The organism is Longinema margulisiae (assembly GCF_025266855.1).
Taxonomy (GTDB): domain Bacteria; phylum Spirochaetota; class Brevinematia; order Brevinematales; family Thermospiraceae; genus Thermospira.
The window spans coordinates 435,239-455,029 of sequence record NZ_CP053071.1 but is presented as its reverse complement, the minus strand read 5'-3'; the positions used below and the strand labels follow the sequence as shown (position 1 = coordinate 455,029).

Here is a 19,791-nt window from a genome sequence, read left to right as displayed (position 1 = left end):
TTTAGAGAGGAAGTACCGAGGGGGCAAACCGCACAATCTGCAAAAGAATATTGGCGTACAGAGCGGCAAAAAGGTCATCGATCATCACGCCAAAGCCCCCATGAATCTTTTGCAGAGAAGCGATAGGGGTGGGTTTCGTGATGTCAAAGAGTCTGAAAAGAAGAAACCCCATAATCACATACCGCCAGCTCTCAAGGTCCCCGTGAAAGGGAAAGGTGAAGAGGGTGGCCATCATGCCAAGTATTTCATCGATTACAATAACGCCAGGATCTTTGGCCTGATAGAGGTGTTTTTCCGCATAAGTGGTAATGGGAATAGCTAAAAGCAAGAGAAGAAGCCAGATACCATAGAACCAGAAACCGAGGGGAGCAAGCACAATGAAAAGGAAGACCCCAACCAGGCTTCCAAAGGTTCCCGGCATGAATGGAAAATATCCCGTATAGAAACCCGTTACCAAAAAATCAATAATACCATGAGAAAGGTTTTTCATTTTGCTCATTTTTTGCCTCCTGAAGACATTTTTTTGTAATAGTCCCAACCTGTATAAAGGGTAAAGAGAGCAATGAGGATTGTCAAGAGAAGAGGAAGGTACTGAATCCATTCGGGCAGACGAAGACGGCCAATCACTTCGTGGTATTCAAGGGGGGCTTTGTATACCCAGCGAGCAAAGGTCTTGAGTATCCACATAAAGGCCATGATCAGGGTGATACCCACCATCTGAAAGGTGGTTTTTGCCTTGGCTATGAAAGAGGTCTTGAAAGAGAGCCCATGTTTTTTGGCATATCCCCGAAGCCAGGTGACAAAGAGATCCCTGAGAAAAATAGGCAAGACCACGTACCAGGGAATATGGAGAAAAGGAAGAAAACAAAAAACCCCATACACCGCCCATACAAGGAATTTATCGGCCAGGGGATCAAGGTAGGCCCCCCATTCAGTGGACTGGTTGAGTTTTCGCGCAATAATACCATCAAAGGTGTCAGTTAGAGCAGAAAGTCCATAAAGCACAAAGGCTATCGTGAGGCTTTCCCACGTGTTGAAAAAAATCAAAGCCACAATAAAAGGGATGAGCAAAATACGAAGGTAGGTGAGAAGATTGGGAATGGTAAAGAGTTCTTTCTGTGTCATACCATAACCCCCTTGAGGTCATAGGATTTGTGGACGGCCTCTATACGGACCTGGTGAAAAATCTTTCCTTCAAAGGAATCTTTCCATGGAACATACACGACGCCATCTATCTCAGGGGCATCGTAGGGGGTACGAAGGAGTCGGTAGGGTTTCCCACGCAAGAGTTTTTCTTGTCCATCATCGATACAGGTGATGGTTCTTCCCACAAGACGGGAAAGACGCTTTTCAGAGATACTTTTCTGGAGAGTGGCAAGGTAGGATATCCTCTCTTTGATAGTCTTTTTTGAGACTTTTGAAGGAAGAGTAGATGAAAAACTTCCCTCTTCGTCAGAATAGGCAAAAAAACCCACTCTCTCCATCTGGGCATCCTGAAGAAACCGAGCTAATATTTCTATATCCTCATCAGTTTCCCCGGGATAACCGACAATAAAGGCAGACCTTAAGGCTATCTCAGGATAAATGTTTCGGATCTTTTCGATATAGGAGAGAAGCTTCTGTGGGTTTCCGCCTCTTCGCATGCTGGTCAGAATTCGGCTACTCGCATGCTGGAGAGGGATATCGATATAGGGAACAAGAGAGGGGTATTCTTTCATGGTCTTGACGATGGAGAGTACCTCTGGTTCTGGATAGAGGTACATGAGACGAATCCAGGAAAAGCCTATGTTTGCCAGCTGAGGCAGAAGAAGCGTCAGAGAAGGCTTGCCGTACAGATCCACTCCGTAGCTTGTGCTATCTTCGGCGATGAGAATGAGTTCTTCTATCCCCTGTTCACGAAGAAAACGGGCTTCTTCCACAATGTCTTCGAGAGGACGGCTTCTCTGGGGGCCACGTATGGATGGGATCACACAAAATCCACAGCGGCGGTTGCATCCCTCTGAGATTTTGAGGTAGGCATAGGCAAGGCCTGAAAATAACAGAGAACGTTCTTTTTTCCACCGGGTATCTGTATAGGTGGGGCTATCCACATAGCCAGCACTTTCGATTGCCTTGAGAACAAGGAAAGGGTCCTTGACACCGGTAGCATGATCTATCTCAGGAAGAAGGGAGAGGAGTTGTTCTTTGTAGCGTTCTGTGAGGCATCCTGTGGCCACTATCTTGAGAGAGGGATGGTGTTTTTTGAGATGGGCGTAAGAAAGGATAGTTTCGATGGATTCTTCTTTGGCTTTGTCAATAAAACCACAGGTATTGACAATGATGATATCCGCTTCCTCGGGGTTTGAAACAAAAGTATATTCATGGCTTACTAAAAAGTAGGCCATTCTTTCGGCATCAACGAGGGCTTTTGGGCATCCTAAGGCATCGAGAAAGACTTTCTTCAAAGAGCTTTTCCTCCTACCGCAGGAAGGTGCGGACAAGATTGTAGCGATTTCGCTCTTTTTTCCAGTAGATGATACTTTTGTTCACTTCTCCCCAGCCACCGCCGTTCTCTTCTCGATTGTTGATCAGAAGCTTCACCGCAGCAGCATTTCCGAGGGAGAGGATAAGGTATTGCTTGAACTTGAGTTCTTTTATTATTCCGCGCTCAATCTGAATAACCTCGGGTTCACCATTATCAACGACAACCTGACAGAAGCCGCTATCTATTCCCTGAAGTTTGATAGGGATATCTGTCATCTCATTGGCTGTATAGAGGAGGTTTTCCTGAGCGATCTGGCCTTCAACAAACTGCGAATTAATGCCTAAAATACTCTTGAAAGCCAATGTTTGATCTGCCTGCAAAAGAGAAGCGCTTACTCTAATAGCCTGGGGTTTTGCGGACAGAATCTCAAGGACAAAGTCATTCTGAGAGTCCCCATCGGTATCTAAAGCAAAAACCTCCTGCTGCTTGAGATTGTATTTTCGACCGTTGATCTGAACAAGGAGGGATTTGTCGAGGTTTTGCTTTTCAAAGATAACGTGGATGATTTTGTTTTTGGCATTGGTGATAAAAAAATCCTGTCCTATTTTGAATTTTTGAGTACTCAGGAGAGAAAGGTTAGCTTCCGAGAAATGGGAGAGGTTTTTTTTTCCGGTGGGCTGGTTTGCAGGAGAGGAACTTGCAATTTGGAGAAAAATGAGCACAAGGCCTAAGAAAAGAAGAAAACCCACCACAATCATGAGAATCTGGCGCCAGAGAGCGGGAGAAATCTGGGTATACCAGGGAAGACGCTTGCCCACCAGTTCCTCAAGGGGGACTTCCTGGTCAAGCTGTACCTGATGTTTGTAGGCACTGATGAGGACTGTTGCGTCGAGATCGAGTATCTCAGCATAGGTCTTGAGAAAACCTATGACATAGGCTTCGGCTGGAAAAACGGAAAAATCGTTTTTCTCAAATGCTTCTAAGTACGCCCGAGAGATATTGGTTTCACGGGCAATTTCGTCCAGAGAGAGCCCCTTTTCTCGTCTGGCCTCACTGAGCATATCCCCCACGGTCTTCTTCTCGGCCATGGATACTCCTTATAGGGATTTTTGAATAGAAAACCCTCTTTTTTAATTGTAGAGCAAGTGAAAAAAAAATGCAAGAAAATCAGAGGGCTTTTTCGCCCTTCAGGATGAGAGTTTAGCCGGGAAAGAAAGAGTATGGAAGTTTTTCAAAAGACAGGGGCTTGACTTTTCTTTCTGTTAACCTTATAATTTTGTAGTTTACTTTTCGGAGGCAGGAATATGGTTTGGGTAAAGGTTGTGTTTGTTCTTTACTGGGCGGTTTTTCTGTGGCTTGCCTGGAGAAAACGGAAATACATCCATAGTTATGAGGACTATGTGGTAGCAGGACGAAGCCAGTCGGGAAATCTTGTATGGTTTTCTCTTCTGGCCACTGCCATTGGAGCTACTGCTTTCGTGGGTATGACCAATAGTGCTGGAAAGATTGGCTGGCCGATTTTCTGGTGGCTTGGTGTGGGGGCGATTGGGCTTGGGCTTCAGGCCTGGTTGTTGACTTTGCGGGTGAGAGAAAGGGGGGTGAATACCCTTCCCCAATTGGTGGAAAACCTTGTGGGAAAAGCTGCTGCACGATTTGTGGCTCTGGTGATAGCCCTTTCGTGGATTGGCATTGTAGCGGCACAGTTCAAAGCCATGGGTGATGTGATGGGAATGTTCTGGCCAGACGTGGATAGCAGGATTCTCATTGTGGTGAGTGCTGTGGTCATGATACTCTATACGCTTGTTGGTGGGCAGATGTCGGTAATGGCGACAGATAGGTGGCAGTTTTTACTTATCCTTGTCGCTATAGGATTTCCGCTTGTACTTGGTCTTGGAGACAAACGATCCTATGAGGTGCCTTTTATGTTTTTGAATGAGACATTTGGCTGGAAGGATTTTCTCATCTATCTTGTGTTGACAGGAGGAGCCTATTTTGTTGGTCCGGATATGTTTTCTCGTGCGTTTTGTGCGCGTGATGGGAAAACAGCCCAGCGGGCTGTGGCATGGGCAGCGGTGGGGCTCGTGCCACTTGCCCTTGGGATTGCCTGGGTAGGGATTATGGCTTTTCGGATAGCTCCAGGAGAGGGTGTCGCACTTCTCCGTTTAGTGGGGGAGAAAGCAGGTATGGCTGGCCAGGTGGTTGTGGCCTTTGGGATTCTTTCAGCCCTTGTTTCTTCCGCGGATACGACCCTTCTCTCTTCAGCCACGATATGGAACCAAGATGTTTTTAGAAAGAAGAGTGTCATGGGAATACAGGTAGCAATAGTGGGTATTGGGATTTTTGCTATTGTGTTGGCGCTTCTGAATACCCCTCTTTTGCAGATGCTTCTCAATGTGTACAGCCTCTATGTCCCTGCGGTGGTCCCGGCAACAACGGTAGCCCTTCTTTTTATGGAGAGGAGAAAAATCCGACGGGAATGGTTGTGGGTGGCTATGGGAATAGGAACTTTGGGAGGGATTTTATCTCTTACAGGTCTTTTCTCGTGGTTGAAACCGGATAGGATCTTGGCTGTGTATGGAGTATTGGGGGCAAGTGTGTTCTCACTTGTGGGGGCGATGATGGGAGAAAAGAACGCCAGAAGGGGGACATGAGGGGATGGTACTTTTTTGCCCTGCTAGGGAAAGAAAGAATAGGCCTATTCACTATGAATAGGCCTATTTTGTTGAAAAAAATTTTTTTGACTACTTGACAGAAAGAAAAAAACGTGATACAATAAAGCCGAAAAAAGAAAATGCCCCGGGGTGGAGTGTGATTAAGAAAAAAGGTAAAAGGTGTTGGGTTAAGGTAAAAAAAGAAAAGGAGGTGAGGGATATGAAGATGGAGGTAGTATCTCTCTCAACAACAACGACAACACTGGCTCCTGCCAGTGGTAGCTGCTGCTGTTCATGCTGCTGTTCATGCTCATGGAGTTCGCCGATTAAGTAGTTTTTTGGTTGTGGGTGGTGTTTCCATCCTGGGGCTTTTGGTATGTGATGGGAGTGTGGCATGGATGCCATTGAGGTAAAGGGTCTCACACGTCGTTATCCCTCGGGTAGAGGGGTTTTTTCTATTAGTCTTCAGATAAAAGAAGGGGAATTTTTTGGTCTTGTTGGACCAAATGGAGCAGGAAAGACGACACTTATTGAATGTATTGAGGGGCTTCGTGTTCCCGATGAGGGGGAGGCTTTTCTCTTTGGGATATCTTCCCGAAAGAAGGAAGTGAAGGGCTTTTTTGGGGCACAGATTCAGGAGCAGGTGCCCTTTTCTCGTCTCAGGGTAGGGGAACTTCTTGCCCTTGTGTGTGCTTCCTATGAGAAGAGTTTTTCTGTAGATGAACTGGTGAAGATGGTTGGGCTTTCGGAAGAGAGGCGAATGTTTTATGAACATCTCAGTGGAGGGCAGAAACAACGGCTTCGATTGGCTATAGCCTTAGCAGGAAGACCTAAGTTAATTTTTCTTGATGAGCCCACGACGGGTTTGGATCCACATTCACGGCGGGTCTTTTGGGACTTGTTGCGAAAATTGAGGCAGGAATTGGGGTTGACACTTTTTCTTACCTCTCATTATATGGAAGAGGTGGAAGTCCTCTGCGATAGAGTGGGGGTGCTTGTTGAGGGAAAGCTTGTGGCAATGGGAAGTCCATCTGATATAGTGAAGCAGTATGGAAGTACACTTTTTGTCCGTGTTGTGGTAGAACATGAACAGATGCTTGAGAGAGTGAGTTCTCTTGCCTGTGTGATGGCTGTCAAAAAACAGCATGAGACGGAAGGGGTATTTCAGATACCATCCCGGGAAGTGTTTCTTCAAGAGTTGGGGGGGCTTTTGAAAGAAGGAAATATACGTGTGTATGACCTTGAGTTTGATTCTGGTTCTCTTGAGGATGTGGTAGTGGGAATAGCAGCAGGGGGAGTTCATGGGAAGTAAAAAAAATACTATCAGGTCTTTTAAAAACTGGTTTTTTCTTCAGATACGACTCTTTTTTCGTGAACCACTTGCTATATTTTGGGTAGTGGTATTTCCTCTTCTTCTTCTTGTGATTTTTGGGAGTGTATTTTCTCGGTATGAAAAACCTGTTTTTCGTGTGAGTGTGTATAATCAAGATCGGAATGAGATTTCTCAAAAGATGATTGAGATACTGACAAGAAGTGGGATTTTTGTGGTAGAAGAAGTAGATTCTGAGGAAGAAGTAAAGAAACGGGTGGGAAACAATCAGGTAACGATGGGATTTGTGATTCCAGAGGATTTTTCTCGTGATGTATCTCATGATACATCACCCTTTTTTGAGGTTTACTATAATGCTCGTCAGAAAGAGATGAACGCAATAGCGTTTTCTATTCTTGACTCTTTTCTTTATGAGGAAGTAATTCGCAGAAAAGGAGTAGAGGGCAAGATTACCTATGTAACTACTGAGGTAAGTGGAAGAGTAGAAGGATCATATGTGGATTTTCTTTTGCCGGGACTTGTCGCCCTTGTGGTGATTTCGGTGAGTTTCTTTTCTGTTGCTACGAAGATGCTGGTGTATAGAGAGTATGGGATTCTCAAGCAATTGGAACTTCTCCCAGTGCCTCGCTCGGTGTATGTTATAGCTGAGGGTTTTTCTCAATTTGTGGTAGTAATAGCACAAATATTTTTGCTTTGTGCGGTAGGGGTTTTGCTGTATCGAGTGGTTTTGCCAGCCTCTTTATGGTATTGGATAGGTATGATTCTGTATGTGGCATTTGGTTTTTTTGCCATGGTTGCCGTGGCACTTTTTGTGGGAGGTCTGGCAAAAAGCTATCAGGGGGGAGTGAATCTTTTGAATTTAGTGGCTTATCCTATGATGTTTTTGGGGGGACTCTATTTTCCCTTAGAACAGATGCCAAAAGCTCTGCAATGGTTGGCTTATATCTTTCCGATTACACACTTTCTTGAGGGACTTCGGTTTTTCTTTGGGGAGGGAGGAGATGTGATGGTACTGGGAAGGGGTATCCTCATACTTTTGGTGTATGTCGTGGTCGTTCTTCCGTGGGTTATTCGGGGGTTTCGATGGGCAAAGGAATAATCGGTATCGCATGTCTCTTGCCTTGTCTTGTGTATGGAGGCATGTCTTATGAGGCGGTGATTACCCTAGGGGAAAAGAGTCCTTCTTCTCCTTTTTTTTCTTCTGATGGGTTGTATATTGCCCCCTTTCGCCTTGAAGAAGGGATTGTTTTATCAACAAGTATGGGAAGTCCTGGATTGAAGCTGGAGACTAAGTGGCGCTTTCGTTGGCAAACAGACAAGGATACGCTTTATGAACATGAATGGAAGGAGGGCAAGAGAGATTTTCGGCTTTTTCCTGAAGAACTTTTTGCGGAGGGGTTTTATTACTTTCGATATCTTATGATAGTAGGTAAAAAGAAATGGGATATGAGTGAAGGTTTTTTCTTTAAGCCTGTACTTCTCTGGGCTGACTATGAGGCATATAAGCGATATGGTGAGGGTCTATATCATGGGCGTTTAGAAGGCAAATGGGGTGGGTTTCGAGTCTTCCTCTATGGGGTTCCTTCACGTTTTGATGAAAAAGCCACAAACCAGTGGTATGATTGTTTTCAAAATGGGACAACCAACTGGATGTTTGGAGGGGCTTTTTCCCTGCTTGTGGGGGGATGGGTGATGAAGGGGCTTTCTCTCTGGGAGGTGCCAGCTGAAGGTGGAAAATGGGTCTCAAAGTATGCGCTTTCTTCTGCTTTTTCGTGGGATAGATGGACGTTATATGGCGAAGCGGCATACAAGAATGGGAAAACCCTTGTGGTTCCTTTTTTTGATGGGAAGGAAGTTACCAATATCTATGGAATGGCAAATGAGATAACAAATATTACTCCTGCTGAGTATCGATTTGAAGAGAAAGAAGCCTCTTTTTATCGAATGTTTTTTGAGGGACTTGTGGGTGTGCGTGTGGAACTTCCTTGGGATATAACGGGAAGGGCTGAGGTGTACTACCGGCAGCGAAGTTGGGGAGAGGAAGAACGCTCTACTTACTGGCAGGGAGTGCGATATGCGAAGGAGAGGGAGGGGAATTCTCTTTATCAGGCGGCAGGTGATATTCCAGAAACCTATCTTCTCTTAGCGGCAGGCAATCTCTCTTTAGATACCTATAGCCCATGGCTTGTTTCGTTTGGTTTTACTAAGGTTTGTGGGGATCACTGGACCATAGATCAGGGGCTTCTTGTGGAGATGGCGACGTATTCTTGGCAGTGGAGTGGAACTTTCACATGGAAAAGTCTCTCTCTCTGGGAGGTGAGGATAATGGCAACGATAGGGAGTGGAAAAGAGGAGACTTTCTTTGGGGCGCTGCCGGAAGGGAAAAAAATTACAATTGAGTTAACGAGTGCTTTATAAAATAATATGAGAAAACTGAGAGGAGAAGATAGATGAAGAAAATGATAGCTCTTTTCTGGATAATGTTTGATCTTGGCTACGCTTTTGTTGGCCCATCGCTTGGTGAGGATTGGGGAGTGGCAGGGCTGTGGTATAGGCTTCGGACTTATCCAGTTGATTGGACAAATGTGGTAGGGGTTTTTGAGCAGTTTCGGTTTTGTACCTGGATGATGGTTCCTTCGTGGGGGAGTTTGCCGGTGGAAAGTTTTTTTCTTTGGGCTGGCCCATATCTACGGATGGAGACTATGTACAATGGGCTTTTTACCTATGATGGGGCAATTGGACTTGTTTCCTGGGGGCTTTTTGGGTTTGATGGGAATTTTTCCGACAAGGATGGAGATGGAGAGACTTCCGATGATAGTTTCTGGGGAACTGCCCTTGCTGTAGGGCCCTCTTTTCGATATACCTTTGGAGAAGGGTGGACCTGGAGGGTATCTTATGTGCCAGTCTATAGATGGTACAGCAAAGGAGAAAAGACGGAGATTTCCCTTCCAGATGCACATTGGACACACGATATGACCATGAGTATAGAATATAGGTATGATGATTGTATAAAGGGAGGAATCTGGTTTTCGTATGATCTTCAGATGAGAGAGAAGGAATATCGATGGGGGTATAATGAGGGTGAGGTCTTACCTTCTTTTGATCAGGGTGTAAGTCTAAGAGGGCTTCTCAAGATTCCGTTGTCTTTTTTGGTTTCTTTTGTGAAGATAGGAGGAGGAATTTTCTGGAGAGAAAATACTCCCGTGAATTTTGGAGTGAGTGCCAATGTGTATGATGAATCGATAGTTCGTGAGGTAAGGGGATATCACGAAGAGGAGGTAAAGGGAAAATTGGGCGGTATAACCCAATTGACCTGTGGGTGGCAGGTACTGCCCTGGATGAGGATTGAACTGGGGACAGATGGGGTATGGTATCAGGCGCTTGAGGGAAACTGGTATATCAAGGGTGGAGCTGGTGTTGGAGTACGTTTTCAATGGAATAATCGCCAGGCTCTTGCCATAGAATATAACCATCCGTTTGAGAATGCGGTAGGAGGGGGACAGATAGTGGCAGGATTTGTCTGGCTCTTTGCAAGAGAGGGACTATGAGGTTGGTGTTGCAGGAGGTAAACAAGGCCTATCATCTTGACGGTGTGAGTGTTCCGGCTCTTCGAGGGGTTTCACTCGAGGTAAAGAGTGGAGAATTTATGGCTATTGCTGGACCATCTGGAAGTGGAAAGACAACGCTTCTCAATCTCATGGGGGCTATTGATAGTGTGGATGATGGAATCATTTTGTATGATGGAGAGGATGTGAGACAGATGACGGAAGAGAGGCTTCGGATTTTTCGTCGTGATAGGTTAGGGTTTATTTTTCAAAACTATAACCTTATTCCTGTTTTGACAGTCTATGAGAATGTGGAATATCCGCTTTGGATAGGTGATCAGTGGCCTGATGAGAAGAGAAGGCGGGAGGTGGTTATGGAGCTTCTCCGGGAGGTTGGGCTTGAAAACTATGCTTCTCGCTATCCGAACCAGCTTTCTGGTGGACAAAAGCAGCGGGTAGCGGTAGCCCGTGCTTTGGTTCGTCGTCCGGGGCTTATTTTGGCCGATGAGCCGACAGCGAATCTTGATTCTTCCACGGCCCATCAGATTATTGAACTCCTGAGGGAGTGTAACAAAAGTCGGGGTGTAACGGTGATTTTTTCCACACATGATAGTCGTATTCTTGATGTGGTAAATCGGGTGGTTCACTTAGAAGATGGTCGGATAGTGCGTGATGAAAGAAGGGAGGTATAATATGTGGAAAACTTATCTTGTATTTGTTTTATGTTTTTTTGAGATACTCTATGCTGATGATTCTTCGTATGAGGCACTTCTTGTCCCTGAAAAGATAGCAGGTTTTTTTCAAAGTGAAAAGGAGATAAAAGAGTATGCAAAAACGAATACGACGGCTTTAGGGTATTATACGGTTGGGGTGTTTTATCTTTATCATGCGTATGGTCTTGTCAATACGCTCAAGGTGTCGAAAAAAGACTATAGGCGTCTTACACGTGAGGCCATCACTTCTCTGGAAAAGGCGCAGAAGTTGGCTCCGGCAGAACCAATGATTCTTTCTATGCTCGGAAGTGCCTATCTCTTTTCCTGTCAGTGGGGAGGAGCTTCTGACAGAATGCGAAATGGACGTAAAGGTGTTTTCTATATGGATAAGGCGGTTATCATGGCACCTTCTCACTTGAATATTCGTGAAAACAGGCTTCGTTCGTATATCAATCTTCCACCAGAGTATTTCCCAAATATTTTCAAAAGTATTCCTGAAGATGCCGATATGCTTTTGAAGGCAATGGAAAAAGATTTTTCATTGTATGGGGCTTATGCGAAAGAGGTGAAATCTCTCTGTTTTTATGCGAAGGGTCTGGTAGCCTATTATCAAAAGGAGATGGGCAAGGCAAAGCAGTTTCTGGGAATGGTAGAAACAGGAACGTCTTTTTCTGAGAGGGCCAAGGCTCTTCTGAAGAAAATGGGAGAATAAGATGAAAAAAATAGGGAAAATTTTTCTTTTAGCTTTTCGCAATGTCCTTCGAAATAAGCGAAGGAGTCTTCTTTCGGCTGCCGTGTTAGTGATGGGAGTGGTTTCCCTTTTCCTTTTTGGGGGGTATATCGAGGCTGTTTACTATTTTCTCGGGAATTCTGTGATCGCACAGAAAGGGCATTTTCAGGTGTTTTGCAGGGGATATAGGGATGGGGAAGAAGAATCGCTGGCGTTAGCTCTGACACCTGAGGATCAGAAAAAGATTCTTTCTCTTTTGCAGGAGAAAGGAGGGGTACGGATTGTTTCGCCCCGTATTGCGGTTTCGGGAATTATCGGGAACAGAGAACGTTCGACAATCTTTGTGGGGTATGGGGTGGATCCAGAGAAGGAAATCGATCTTTTGCAGATGGTGGGTTATCGGGGAGGGAATCTCTCTGTACTGCTTGAACCGGAGGTGATTATTGTGGGCAAGATTCTTGCGAAACAACTTGGGCTTTCTGTTGGAGATATGATCACCCTCATGTCCCTTTCTGAGGGGGGATCGCTTGAGGCAGTGTATGTGAAGGTGGGGGATCTTATCTCGACGGGAGTGACGGCCATGGATTCCCGGTTGGTACTTGGACATGTAGCCACATTTCAGCAATTGGTGTACACCACAAAGGTTCATTCTCTTGTGGTTCTTCTGGAGGAAAGATTTTCTCGTGGGGAAGTGGAGAGGTATGCAAGGGAGTTGAATGAAAGGTTTGTGAAATCGGGGATGAACTATGAGGTGAAACTCTGGTATGAACTGGATGATATGTATCTTCCCACTATGAGGATGCTCAAGACTATGTTTACTATTGTGACCATTATTTTTCTTGTGGTGATTGGGTTCACTATTGTGAATACGATGTATATGGCGGTGATGGAGAGAGTCTCTGAGGTGGGAACACTCCGGGCGATGGGAACGTCTCCCCGGATGGTATTCGGGATGTTTGTGGCTGAGGGAACGCTCATCGGGGTGATTTCTACCATGGTAGGGGTGGGAATGGGATTTTTGGTGATGATGCTGCTCAACAGGTTAGCTATTCCCCTCCCACCTTATCCAGGTCAGTCAGAGTCTTATCCTTTGACGCTGATGGCAAGTTGGGGAATAGTCTTATGGACGGTTGTTTTTAATATCCTTGGGGCGTTGGTGGCCAGTATGATTCCGGCGAGAAAGGCACTTCAGTTCCGTATTGTGGAAGCCCTTCGACATGTATAGAGGGAGGAAGATATGAGATACGGGGTAGTCCTGCTTTTTTTCTGCTGGGGAATGGCTCTAGCGGCTGATAATCTCACAGATCTGTTGATCAAAATTGAGCATTCTCAGAGAGGGGCGGAGAGTTATGTGGCCAAGATGGTGATGAGTTCCTATGAAGGAAACACGAAGACGGGAGAGGCTACACTGGAATTGTATGTTCTTGGAATGGAACTTTCTATAGCCCGTTATTTGACACCAGCCACAGATAGGGGCAAGGCTTTCTTGCAGAGAAAAGATCAATACTGGATGTATTTTCCGAAGACACGTCAAAGTGTCAAAATATCAGCCAAACAAAGGCTTTTTGGGGAAGCGTCTATTGGCGATATTGTGAAGCCCCCCCTTCTCTCTACGTATGAAGTGAAAAGGGTCAGTAATACAGCCGCGGAGGATATCTTTGAACTCACGGCGAAGGTTTCTACAGCCCCTTATCAGAGAATTCTTTTGTGGTGGGATAGAAATGGCCAGCGAATTGTCCGTGAGGATTTTTATACAAGAACGGGGGTTCTTCTCAAACAGGCCCGTTATCTTGCTCACCAGCAGGTAAAGGGGTATCTCTTTGCCGTGAAGGTGGAGATTCACGATGCGCTGCAGACCAACAAAAGGACGATTTTAGAGGTGGTTGATCTGAGGGAGAAAGCCCTTTCTGATGAAATTTTTTATCCCGAGGCTCTTGATTATTTGCCTTATACCTATAAATGAGAGGAAAAATATGTGGTATAAGAAAAGACCGTATGCCTTCGTGTTAGAGGAAAGTCCCCGGAGTCTTTTTGTTGATCATATGGGGAACTGGTTTCTTTTGCGTGGAGAAGTGGTGGAAGTGGTGATAAAGGATCTTTTAGGCTATCTTGAAGAGCCCCGTTCTCTCGAAGATATTTTGCAAAGGTTTACTTCTCGTGTGGAGAGAAAAGACTTAGAGGACGCTCTTTCACAACTCGTTCGTTTAGGAGTCATTGAAGAGTATGAAGAGCAGGAGAAGCAAATTCCAGAAGGCCTACGGCATTTCTTTCATCTTTTTACTCCATATCTTGAAGAAAAAAAGGCAGGAAACTATTATAAGCGACTTGTGGCCTCTTCTGTGATGATCATCGGAGAAAAGAGAATGGGTGAAGCCATAAGGGAGAATCTTTTGTCCTGTGGGATGGAAAAAGTCTTTTTTGAAGAGGTTTCAGAGGCGCAGAATGACAGAGATTCTCTTCGGGAGTGGCTACAACAAAGGGTAGGAAAACAGGATATAATCGTGGTGTGTGGAGGAGAACACTCACTTGGCTTTTTTTTAGTAGTAAATAAGATAATGTTAGATATTGGACTTCCTGCTCTCTATGTTCAGGAGGACTGGACAGGGGGTATTTTAGGGCCACTGGTGGTTTCAGATGAGACAGCTTGTTTTCAGTGTTATCTTGAGAGAAAACAGGCAAACAAGGAGTATGATGGGGGGTATGAACTGATGAAGCAGCAGGTGGGGCTAAAGTCTTCTTCGACGGGTTTTGTTCCTTTTCGTCAGTGGATAGTTTCTGTAGCTGTGATAGAGGTGATCAAGTTTCTTTCGAGGTATCTTTATCCAGAAACATTGAAAGGAGTTTTTCTTCTCGATGCAGTGAACTATCGTCTCCAATTTCACCCGGTTCTGAAATCTCCGTATTGTTCGGCTTGTGGGTATGTGGATCGTATTCCGCCGCAAAGGGTCTGGGTGGAGGATGGTCATGGGGTATGAGATTCGTCTCTCTGAGGGATGGACCCCTCTTCCGCTTCATGCCAAATGGGACAATGAACTCTGGGTGAAAAGAATGGAGCCCTTTTTTTCTCCTCTCACGGGTATTATCAATTATTATTATGTGGCTGAGGTTGGGCCGGAGGAACCACAGCTTTTCTTTTCCAGTGCAAGGCTTCACAGGATGGCTTATAATTTAGGCATGCCCTTTGATCCCCAGGTTGGGGGAATAGGAGAAACCTCGGAGCAGGCGTTTCTTTCTGCTTGTGGGGAGGCCCTTGAAAGATATGCGTCCTCGGTAGTGCCGATTTCTCGTCTGGTTCTTGCGTCCTATGAGGAACTTGTGTCTCGGGGCGAACGTGCCCTTGATCCGGGTCGTTTTGAACTCTTTGCTTCTTTTCAATATGCACAAAAGAGTTTTGCTTATGAGCCTTTTGAGAGAAATTCTCCCGTGCGCTGGGTGAAGGGAAACTCTCTCTTTTCAGGGGAAGAGGTATGGGTTCCTGCGGCTTTTGTTTATATGCCCTATATGTACGAGTACGGGAAAGAGGCTCGTATCAATCATACCACATCAACCGGCTTGGCTTTCCATTTTGATCCTTTAGCGGCGTGGAAAACAGGACTCTGTGAGGTTGTGGAGAGAGATGCTTTTAGTATTGTCTGGTGGACAAGAATATCACCGGATGAAGTGGATCTTGCTTCTGTGGATGATCAAAAGATTTGTCGTTTTTTAGATGAGAAACTTGGTTTTCTGAGGAAGAAGATTCGGGTGTTTCAGTTGCCCACGGATACAGGTTTTTTTGTGTTTCTGGGTCTTTTTGAGGAGAGTGAAACAGAGGCGCAAAAGGCTGAAGTGCCGGCGTTGTGTATGGGAGCAGCAGCGGGACTTGATGCAGAGACAACTCTCTACAAGGTGCTCCTTGAAGTAGTACAAACATGGAAATTTGCGATATATCTCAAAAAACAAAATGAATCAAGGGAGAACAAAAAGGTCTTTACAGGAAATTGGGATGACGAGATTTTTGATTTTGCCGATGGGGTCCTTCTTTATAGTTATCCGGAGTTTAAGGAAGCGGTGGACTTTTTGAAAAAAGGAAAAAGAATTTCTTTTGCTGAGGCGAAAAGGAAGGGGGGATTTGCTTCCTTTGGGGAAGCGGTTTCGTCTCTTCATGAACAGGGTTTTGAGCCGGTGGTGGTGGATATTACCCCAGAGGATATCCGCCTTGGTGGGGGTTATGTGAGTCGTGTGGTGATACCGGGCATGGTGAGTCTCAATGGGGCTCACAGGTATCGTTTCTGGGGAGGTCGAAGGCTTTTGTCTTTCCCCAAAAAGATGGGCCTGGTAGATCATGAACTTTCCTTTGAGGAACTCAATCCTTATCCACATCCTTTCCCATAGGAGGAAGCGATGATAGTGAAAAAACCATCTCCTTTAGAGAGAGCGGTAGAATTCTCCTATCCTCCCCGTGAGTGGGAGGAGTATAGGACGGCTCTGTGGTATCATGAGCAGAGCAAATTTGGAAAACGAAAGAGCGAGAAGGATTTTGTTCACATAGGACAGATTCGGCAAAATCCCTCTCTTGTAGCCACCATGACAAAGCACTTCAAGATATATCCTGATGTGGAGTATATTTCTCTTCCTTCTGTAGTGGATCTTTTGTCCAGTGAGGGTATGTCACTTGAAGAGGCCATTATCCGCCGCCGGAGTGTGAGGACTTTTTCAAAACAGAGTATGCCTTTTGATGTGCTTGCAAGGCTTCTTGTTTTTTCCTATGGGATAACGGGTGAAATGCCTTATGATACGGGGGATGTGCAGTATTTGAGAGCCAGTCCTTCGGCAGGGGCTTTGTATCCGTTAGAGGTGTATCCTGTAGTTTTCCGGGTTGAGGGTCTTGAGCCCGGGCTTTATCATTATGCGGTGAGAAAAAATGCCATAGGGCTTCTCAAGAAGGGGGATTTCTCTGAGTTTTTGGTTTCTCTGTGGACAGAACAACAGATGGTGAGAGAGGCTTGCGTGATGTTCTTTTTGACAGCCTATCCCTTGCGCACCCTACGAAAATATCGGGAGAGGGGTCTTCGATTTTTGTACCTTGATGCCGGGCATATGGCAGAACATCTCTATCTTTTAGCTACGGCGTATGGATTTGGGGCATGTGCCTTGGGGGGAGCGTATGACAGAGAGGTAGAAAAATGGATAGGGATTGATGGGCTTCAGGAGACGCTTCTTTATGGAGTAGTGGTAGGATGAGATGGCTAAAGGCTCTTCTGTGGTCGTGGTGGGTGAAGTCTTTCTGGAGAAAACGCTACACAGGAAAATGGATTGTTCCCCTGTGGGGGCTTCGTCTCTTTCTCTGGAGGGAGCGTTGCGAAAAAAAAGATGTCATTTCTCTTAAGTGTTCTCTTAAGGGAATTCTTGGGGGAAGCGTTTCTGTAGAGACAATATATACTCGCAAGGAGGAAAAAATAGGTGTGGCCAATCCCTGCTGGGTGAGCTGGGATACAAGAAAGGATAAAGAGAGACAATCAAAAGAGTTCTTTTGTCGTTACTTAGAGGAACAGAGGAAAAAGGGTATAGAGTATGTGGTGGGGTGTGCTCATAAACGATATACAGAGGGTTACTGGAATTATTTTTTGAAGGGAAGTGGGTATTCTTTTTTCTCTTTAGGGGAATATAGACTCCTTTTCTTTCTCCCAGAAGGAGCAAAAATGGAAGGGGTGGTGGAGGGAAGAGTAAGGGGTATTCAGAGACAGGATGTCGAGTGGATCAAGAAGGAAATAGAGGCAAGAAGTGGGTTTGTTCCACAGTTTTCGTGGCATCGATGGGAAAGGGAACTGGGTGAAAAAGGGTGTGCAGAGACGTGGGTGTATGAAAAGGAGGGGGAAATCTTGGCATGGGTGAGTGGCTGGTGGTACACCTATCTCGAGGCATCGCAGAAGAAGAGGGGTTTTTTTCTTCGCTGGGTAGGCATAGAGAGGCTTTCTTTGGGAGAGAGGGTAGCTATGATAGGTCTTTTGGCAAGGGAATGGAAAAAACGGGCACATGTGATTACTATGCCAGATTTTGTTGTAGGAAATATCCCTTTTGAATCGTTAGGATTTTCACTCTCTGAAGAAAGGTATGTCATCTTTGGCGTTGATCTTCAGGGCAAGGGAAGGATAAGCCTTGATGATTTTGGGGCGTTTTTTGTGTTTTAGGAGGGAGTATGAGAATACCGAGCTGGCAAAAAGGGGATGAGGCCTGGCAGAGAGGGGAAATACGCGAAGCGCTCTCCTTTTATGAGAAATCTCTTGTGAAAGAGGAGGCTCCCCCACGGGTGGTGCTTTTTTCGTCGATCCTTTTTCTCCTTCTTCGGCAGAAAAAAAAGGCTTTTGACAGGCTTGCTATGGCCAGAAGATGGAATACCTTTGATCTCACGGTTCGGGAGATAGAAAATCGTTCGGAAGATATTCTGGAGGGGAAACTGATGGTGTTTCGTTTTCCCCATGTGGTGGGCTGGTTCAGCAAAGAGGATACTTTTTCAGAGGAGAATTATCGTTCTCAGTTTGCCTTTATAGAAGAAGAGTGGAAAGAAGTGGAACACTTAGTAAAACGAAAGCCTGCTGTTTCTGTGGTTTTGGCTGAGGTGACGGCAAACCTTACGCCCCTTTCGAAGGGAGGGTTTGTTTTGCGAACCCTGCTTCCCAAGGTGGAAATAGCCAGAAGCTTCTGGAAAAAGGGCATTGTGGTTCATGAACTTGCTCATGTGATGTATCCCTCGATGAATGTGTTTTTGACGGAGGGGCTTTCTCTCTGGGTACAGGAAAAGCTTGGTGGTGAAGATAAGGGGTGGCCTTTTGATGTGGTGGGTTTTGAACAAGGGGAAGAAGGGGTTCTGGATGATGTTGTTGAAGAATCTCTCGTGGCTCCACGATTTTTTACGGTGGAAGCTATTCTCTCAGGGACAGTTTTGCCCTGGTACACATTAGCATGGAAGTGGGTTTCTCTTCTTGTGGAAAAAAGGGGGCTTGAACGGTTTCTGGATTTCTATGAACTCTGTCGGTATGGCGATAGAGAGGTGAAGGAGGTCTTTGCGTCCCTGTATGAAACAAGAGATCTGTGGTTAAGAGGCGAAAGAAAAGGGCAAAGGCTTTTTGAGAAGCAGGAAGAGATGAAAGAGTACACTCCTGAGAGAATGCAAAAAATAGAAGAGACAGCTCTTCTGTGGGAAAAAAACCGTGATAAAACGCTTCTTCGTTTTTTGTGTACTGAAGGGTGGGGAATAGTGAATTATTTACGAGGGGTGACTATTGGTGAAGGAAAAGAGCATCCCCAATACTCTTTGTTGGTAAAATATCTTCAAAAAACAGAGGAATGGTTAAAGGAGGCACTGAAGTTTTGGCCAGAGGATGCTTCACTTCATTGTCGGTTAGCTGATTTGTATGGTATTCAAATAGAAACCGTTTCCGAGGAAAAGAGAATGTCTCTTGCGCTTCTTATGCAGAAAGAGGTGAAAAAGGCGATAGAGATAGATCCTGACTATGAGGATGCGAAGGTGACCTTGGGTAGGATTCTTCTTTTTACTCCAGCTCTCTTTGGGGGAGGAAAGGAAAAGGCTAAAAAGTGTTTTCAAGAGGTGCTGGAGAAGAATTCAAATCATGTAGAGGCGTTGGCATGGGCGGGGTATGTGGATTATATGGAGGAAAAAATAGAAGAAGCCCGGGAGAAGTGGGAACGTGTCCTTACTTTGCAGCCTTCCCATCTTTTTGCTACGCGTATGATGGAACGGCTTGAGAAGGAGAAGCTTAACGGTTAGAAGATTCAAACAAGGAGGACGAGTTTTATTCCCCTGACGGAAGGACCCTCATGGGTTTTCCGCCAGGGGAACAGCCTAAAACCACTCTTTGACAGCGTCGAGGAAGGTACTATAGTTTCGCATGCCTACTATTTTTTCTACAATTCTTCCTTCTTTGTTGATCACAAAAGAAGTAGGGATAGCCGATACACCACCATACCGCATCACCATCTGATCGGTTCCCATGATGACGGGGTAATTCATGTTGAATTTCTTGTAGAAATCCTGAACCAGTTCACGGGCATTGGGACCACGATCGAGTGAGACACCAATAACGACCAGCCTGTCGGCAAAATCCTTGTGGAGTCGGATGAGATCCGGGATTTCCGCCTGGCAAGGGGGGCACCACGTAGCCCAGAAGTTGAGAAGCACCACCTTGCCTCTATAAGCCTCAAGGCGGATCATGGAATCACCAAAAATGGTGGGTTCGGCAAAGAGGGGAGATACAGGAAACTCACTTGTGTTGGACTTTTTGCCCATGGCAAGGAATGTTCCGATTCCTCCAAGAATAACCACACCAATAATGGCCATCAAAAGAGTTTTCTTTTGCATGC

Annotated in this window: 19 protein-coding genes; 14 read left to right on the top strand and 5 right to left on the bottom strand. The window is 45.5% G+C overall.

What is annotated here, in order from left to right; all coding sequences use genetic code 11:
- Position 1 precedes the first annotated feature (1 nt).
- From BREVNS_RS02080 to BREVNS_RS02065, 4 genes are read right to left on the bottom strand one after another with little or no spacing between them, the layout of a single operon-like run.
- A complete protein-coding gene (locus BREVNS_RS02080; RefSeq protein WP_483427409.1) occupies positions 2-499 on the bottom strand; it encodes a phosphatidylglycerophosphatase A family protein in 498 nt (165 codons plus the stop codon).
- Positions 496-1,125, bottom strand: coding sequence for a CDP-alcohol phosphatidyltransferase family protein (locus BREVNS_RS02075; protein ID WP_483427408.1), 630 nt, complete (start codon positions 1,123-1,125; stop codon positions 496-498). Before BREVNS_RS02075 ends, BREVNS_RS02080 begins: the two co-directional genes overlap by 4 nt.
- Entirely contained in the window at positions 1,122-2,444 is a 1,323-nt protein-coding gene (rimO, locus tag BREVNS_RS02070; protein ID WP_483427407.1) for a 30S ribosomal protein S12 methylthiotransferase RimO, read from the bottom strand. The genes BREVNS_RS02075 and rimO overlap by 4 nt, the downstream gene beginning before the upstream one ends.
- A gap of 13 nt (positions 2,445-2,457) precedes the next feature.
- The gene (locus tag BREVNS_RS02065; RefSeq protein WP_483427406.1) at positions 2,458-3,552 is read right to left on the bottom strand and encodes a helix-turn-helix domain-containing protein; all 1,095 of its coding nucleotides are present in this window, start codon (positions 3,550-3,552) and stop codon (positions 2,458-2,460) included.
- Between the two features lie 216 nt (positions 3,553-3,768).
- Here BREVNS_RS02065 and BREVNS_RS02060 point away from each other — a divergent pair, with 216 nt between their 5' ends.
- The 14 genes from BREVNS_RS02060 to BREVNS_RS01995 all read left to right on the top strand — a co-directional run bounded on the left by BREVNS_RS02060 (position 3,769) and on the right by BREVNS_RS01995 (position 19,198).
- Positions 3,769-5,115, top strand: coding sequence for a sodium:solute symporter family protein (locus tag BREVNS_RS02060; RefSeq protein ID WP_483427405.1), 1,347 nt, complete (start codon positions 3,769-3,771; stop codon positions 5,113-5,115).
- Between the two features lie 394 nt (positions 5,116-5,509).
- The gene (locus tag BREVNS_RS02055; protein ID WP_483427404.1) at positions 5,510-6,427 is read left to right on the top strand and encodes an ABC transporter ATP-binding protein; all 918 of its coding nucleotides are present in this window, start codon (positions 5,510-5,512) and stop codon (positions 6,425-6,427) included.
- Positions 6,417-7,544 (top strand): ABC transporter permease, encoded by a 1,128-nt coding sequence (locus BREVNS_RS02050; RefSeq protein ID WP_483427403.1) that lies wholly within the window; start codon positions 6,417-6,419, stop codon positions 7,542-7,544. The genes BREVNS_RS02055 and BREVNS_RS02050 overlap by 11 nt, the downstream gene beginning before the upstream one ends.
- Entirely contained in the window at positions 7,529-8,863 is a 1,335-nt protein-coding gene (locus BREVNS_RS02045; protein WP_483427402.1) for a hypothetical protein, read from the top strand. The genes BREVNS_RS02050 and BREVNS_RS02045 overlap by 16 nt, the downstream gene beginning before the upstream one ends.
- A 32-nt stretch (positions 8,864-8,895) precedes the next feature.
- The gene (locus tag BREVNS_RS02040) at positions 8,896-9,993 is read left to right on the top strand and encodes a hypothetical protein (RefSeq protein WP_483427401.1); all 1,098 of its coding nucleotides are present in this window, start codon (positions 8,896-8,898) and stop codon (positions 9,991-9,993) included.
- Entirely contained in the window at positions 9,990-10,682 is a 693-nt protein-coding gene (locus tag BREVNS_RS02035; RefSeq protein ID WP_483427400.1) for an ABC transporter ATP-binding protein, read from the top strand. Before BREVNS_RS02040 ends, BREVNS_RS02035 begins: the two co-directional genes overlap by 4 nt.
- A 1-nt stretch (position 10,683) precedes the next feature.
- The gene (locus tag BREVNS_RS02030; protein WP_483427399.1) at positions 10,684-11,415 is read left to right on the top strand and encodes a tetratricopeptide repeat protein; all 732 of its coding nucleotides are present in this window, start codon (positions 10,684-10,686) and stop codon (positions 11,413-11,415) included.
- A 1-nt stretch (position 11,416) separates the two neighbouring features.
- The gene (locus tag BREVNS_RS02025) at positions 11,417-12,658 is read left to right on the top strand and encodes an ABC transporter permease (protein ID WP_483427398.1); all 1,242 of its coding nucleotides are present in this window, start codon (positions 11,417-11,419) and stop codon (positions 12,656-12,658) included.
- 12 nt (positions 12,659-12,670) lie between these two features.
- Positions 12,671-13,396: an outer membrane lipoprotein-sorting protein gene (locus BREVNS_RS02020; RefSeq protein WP_483427397.1), complete on the top strand. Its 726-nt coding sequence runs from the start codon at positions 12,671-12,673 to the stop codon at positions 13,394-13,396.
- Positions 13,397-13,406: 10 nt separating this feature from the next.
- On the top strand, positions 13,407-14,408 hold the full coding sequence (locus BREVNS_RS02015; protein ID WP_483427396.1) for a TOMM precursor leader peptide-binding protein: 1,002 nt from the start codon (positions 13,407-13,409) through the stop codon (positions 14,406-14,408).
- On the top strand, positions 14,398-15,804 hold the full coding sequence (locus tag BREVNS_RS02010; protein ID WP_483427395.1) for a YcaO-like family protein: 1,407 nt from the start codon (positions 14,398-14,400) through the stop codon (positions 15,802-15,804). Before BREVNS_RS02015 ends, BREVNS_RS02010 begins: the two co-directional genes overlap by 11 nt.
- 9 nt (positions 15,805-15,813) lie before the next feature.
- Positions 15,814-16,653, top strand: a complete 840-nt coding sequence (locus tag BREVNS_RS02005) for a SagB/ThcOx family dehydrogenase (RefSeq protein ID WP_483427394.1) — start codon at positions 15,814-15,816, stop codon at positions 16,651-16,653.
- The gene (locus BREVNS_RS02000) at positions 16,650-17,600 is read left to right on the top strand and encodes a hypothetical protein (RefSeq protein ID WP_483427393.1); all 951 of its coding nucleotides are present in this window, start codon (positions 16,650-16,652) and stop codon (positions 17,598-17,600) included. Before BREVNS_RS02005 ends, BREVNS_RS02000 begins: the two co-directional genes overlap by 4 nt.
- A gap of 8 nt (positions 17,601-17,608) precedes the next feature.
- Complete coding sequence (locus tag BREVNS_RS01995; protein ID WP_483427392.1) at positions 17,609-19,198, top strand: tetratricopeptide repeat protein; 1,590 nt, start codon at positions 17,609-17,611, stop codon at positions 19,196-19,198.
- Between the two features lie 75 nt (positions 19,199-19,273).
- On the opposite strand, the gene BREVNS_RS01990 is transcribed toward BREVNS_RS01995, so the two are convergent.
- On the bottom strand, positions 19,274-19,789 hold the full coding sequence (locus tag BREVNS_RS01990; RefSeq protein ID WP_483427391.1) for a TlpA family protein disulfide reductase: 516 nt from the start codon (positions 19,787-19,789) through the stop codon (positions 19,274-19,276).
- Between the last annotated feature and the right edge of the window lie 2 nt (positions 19,790-19,791).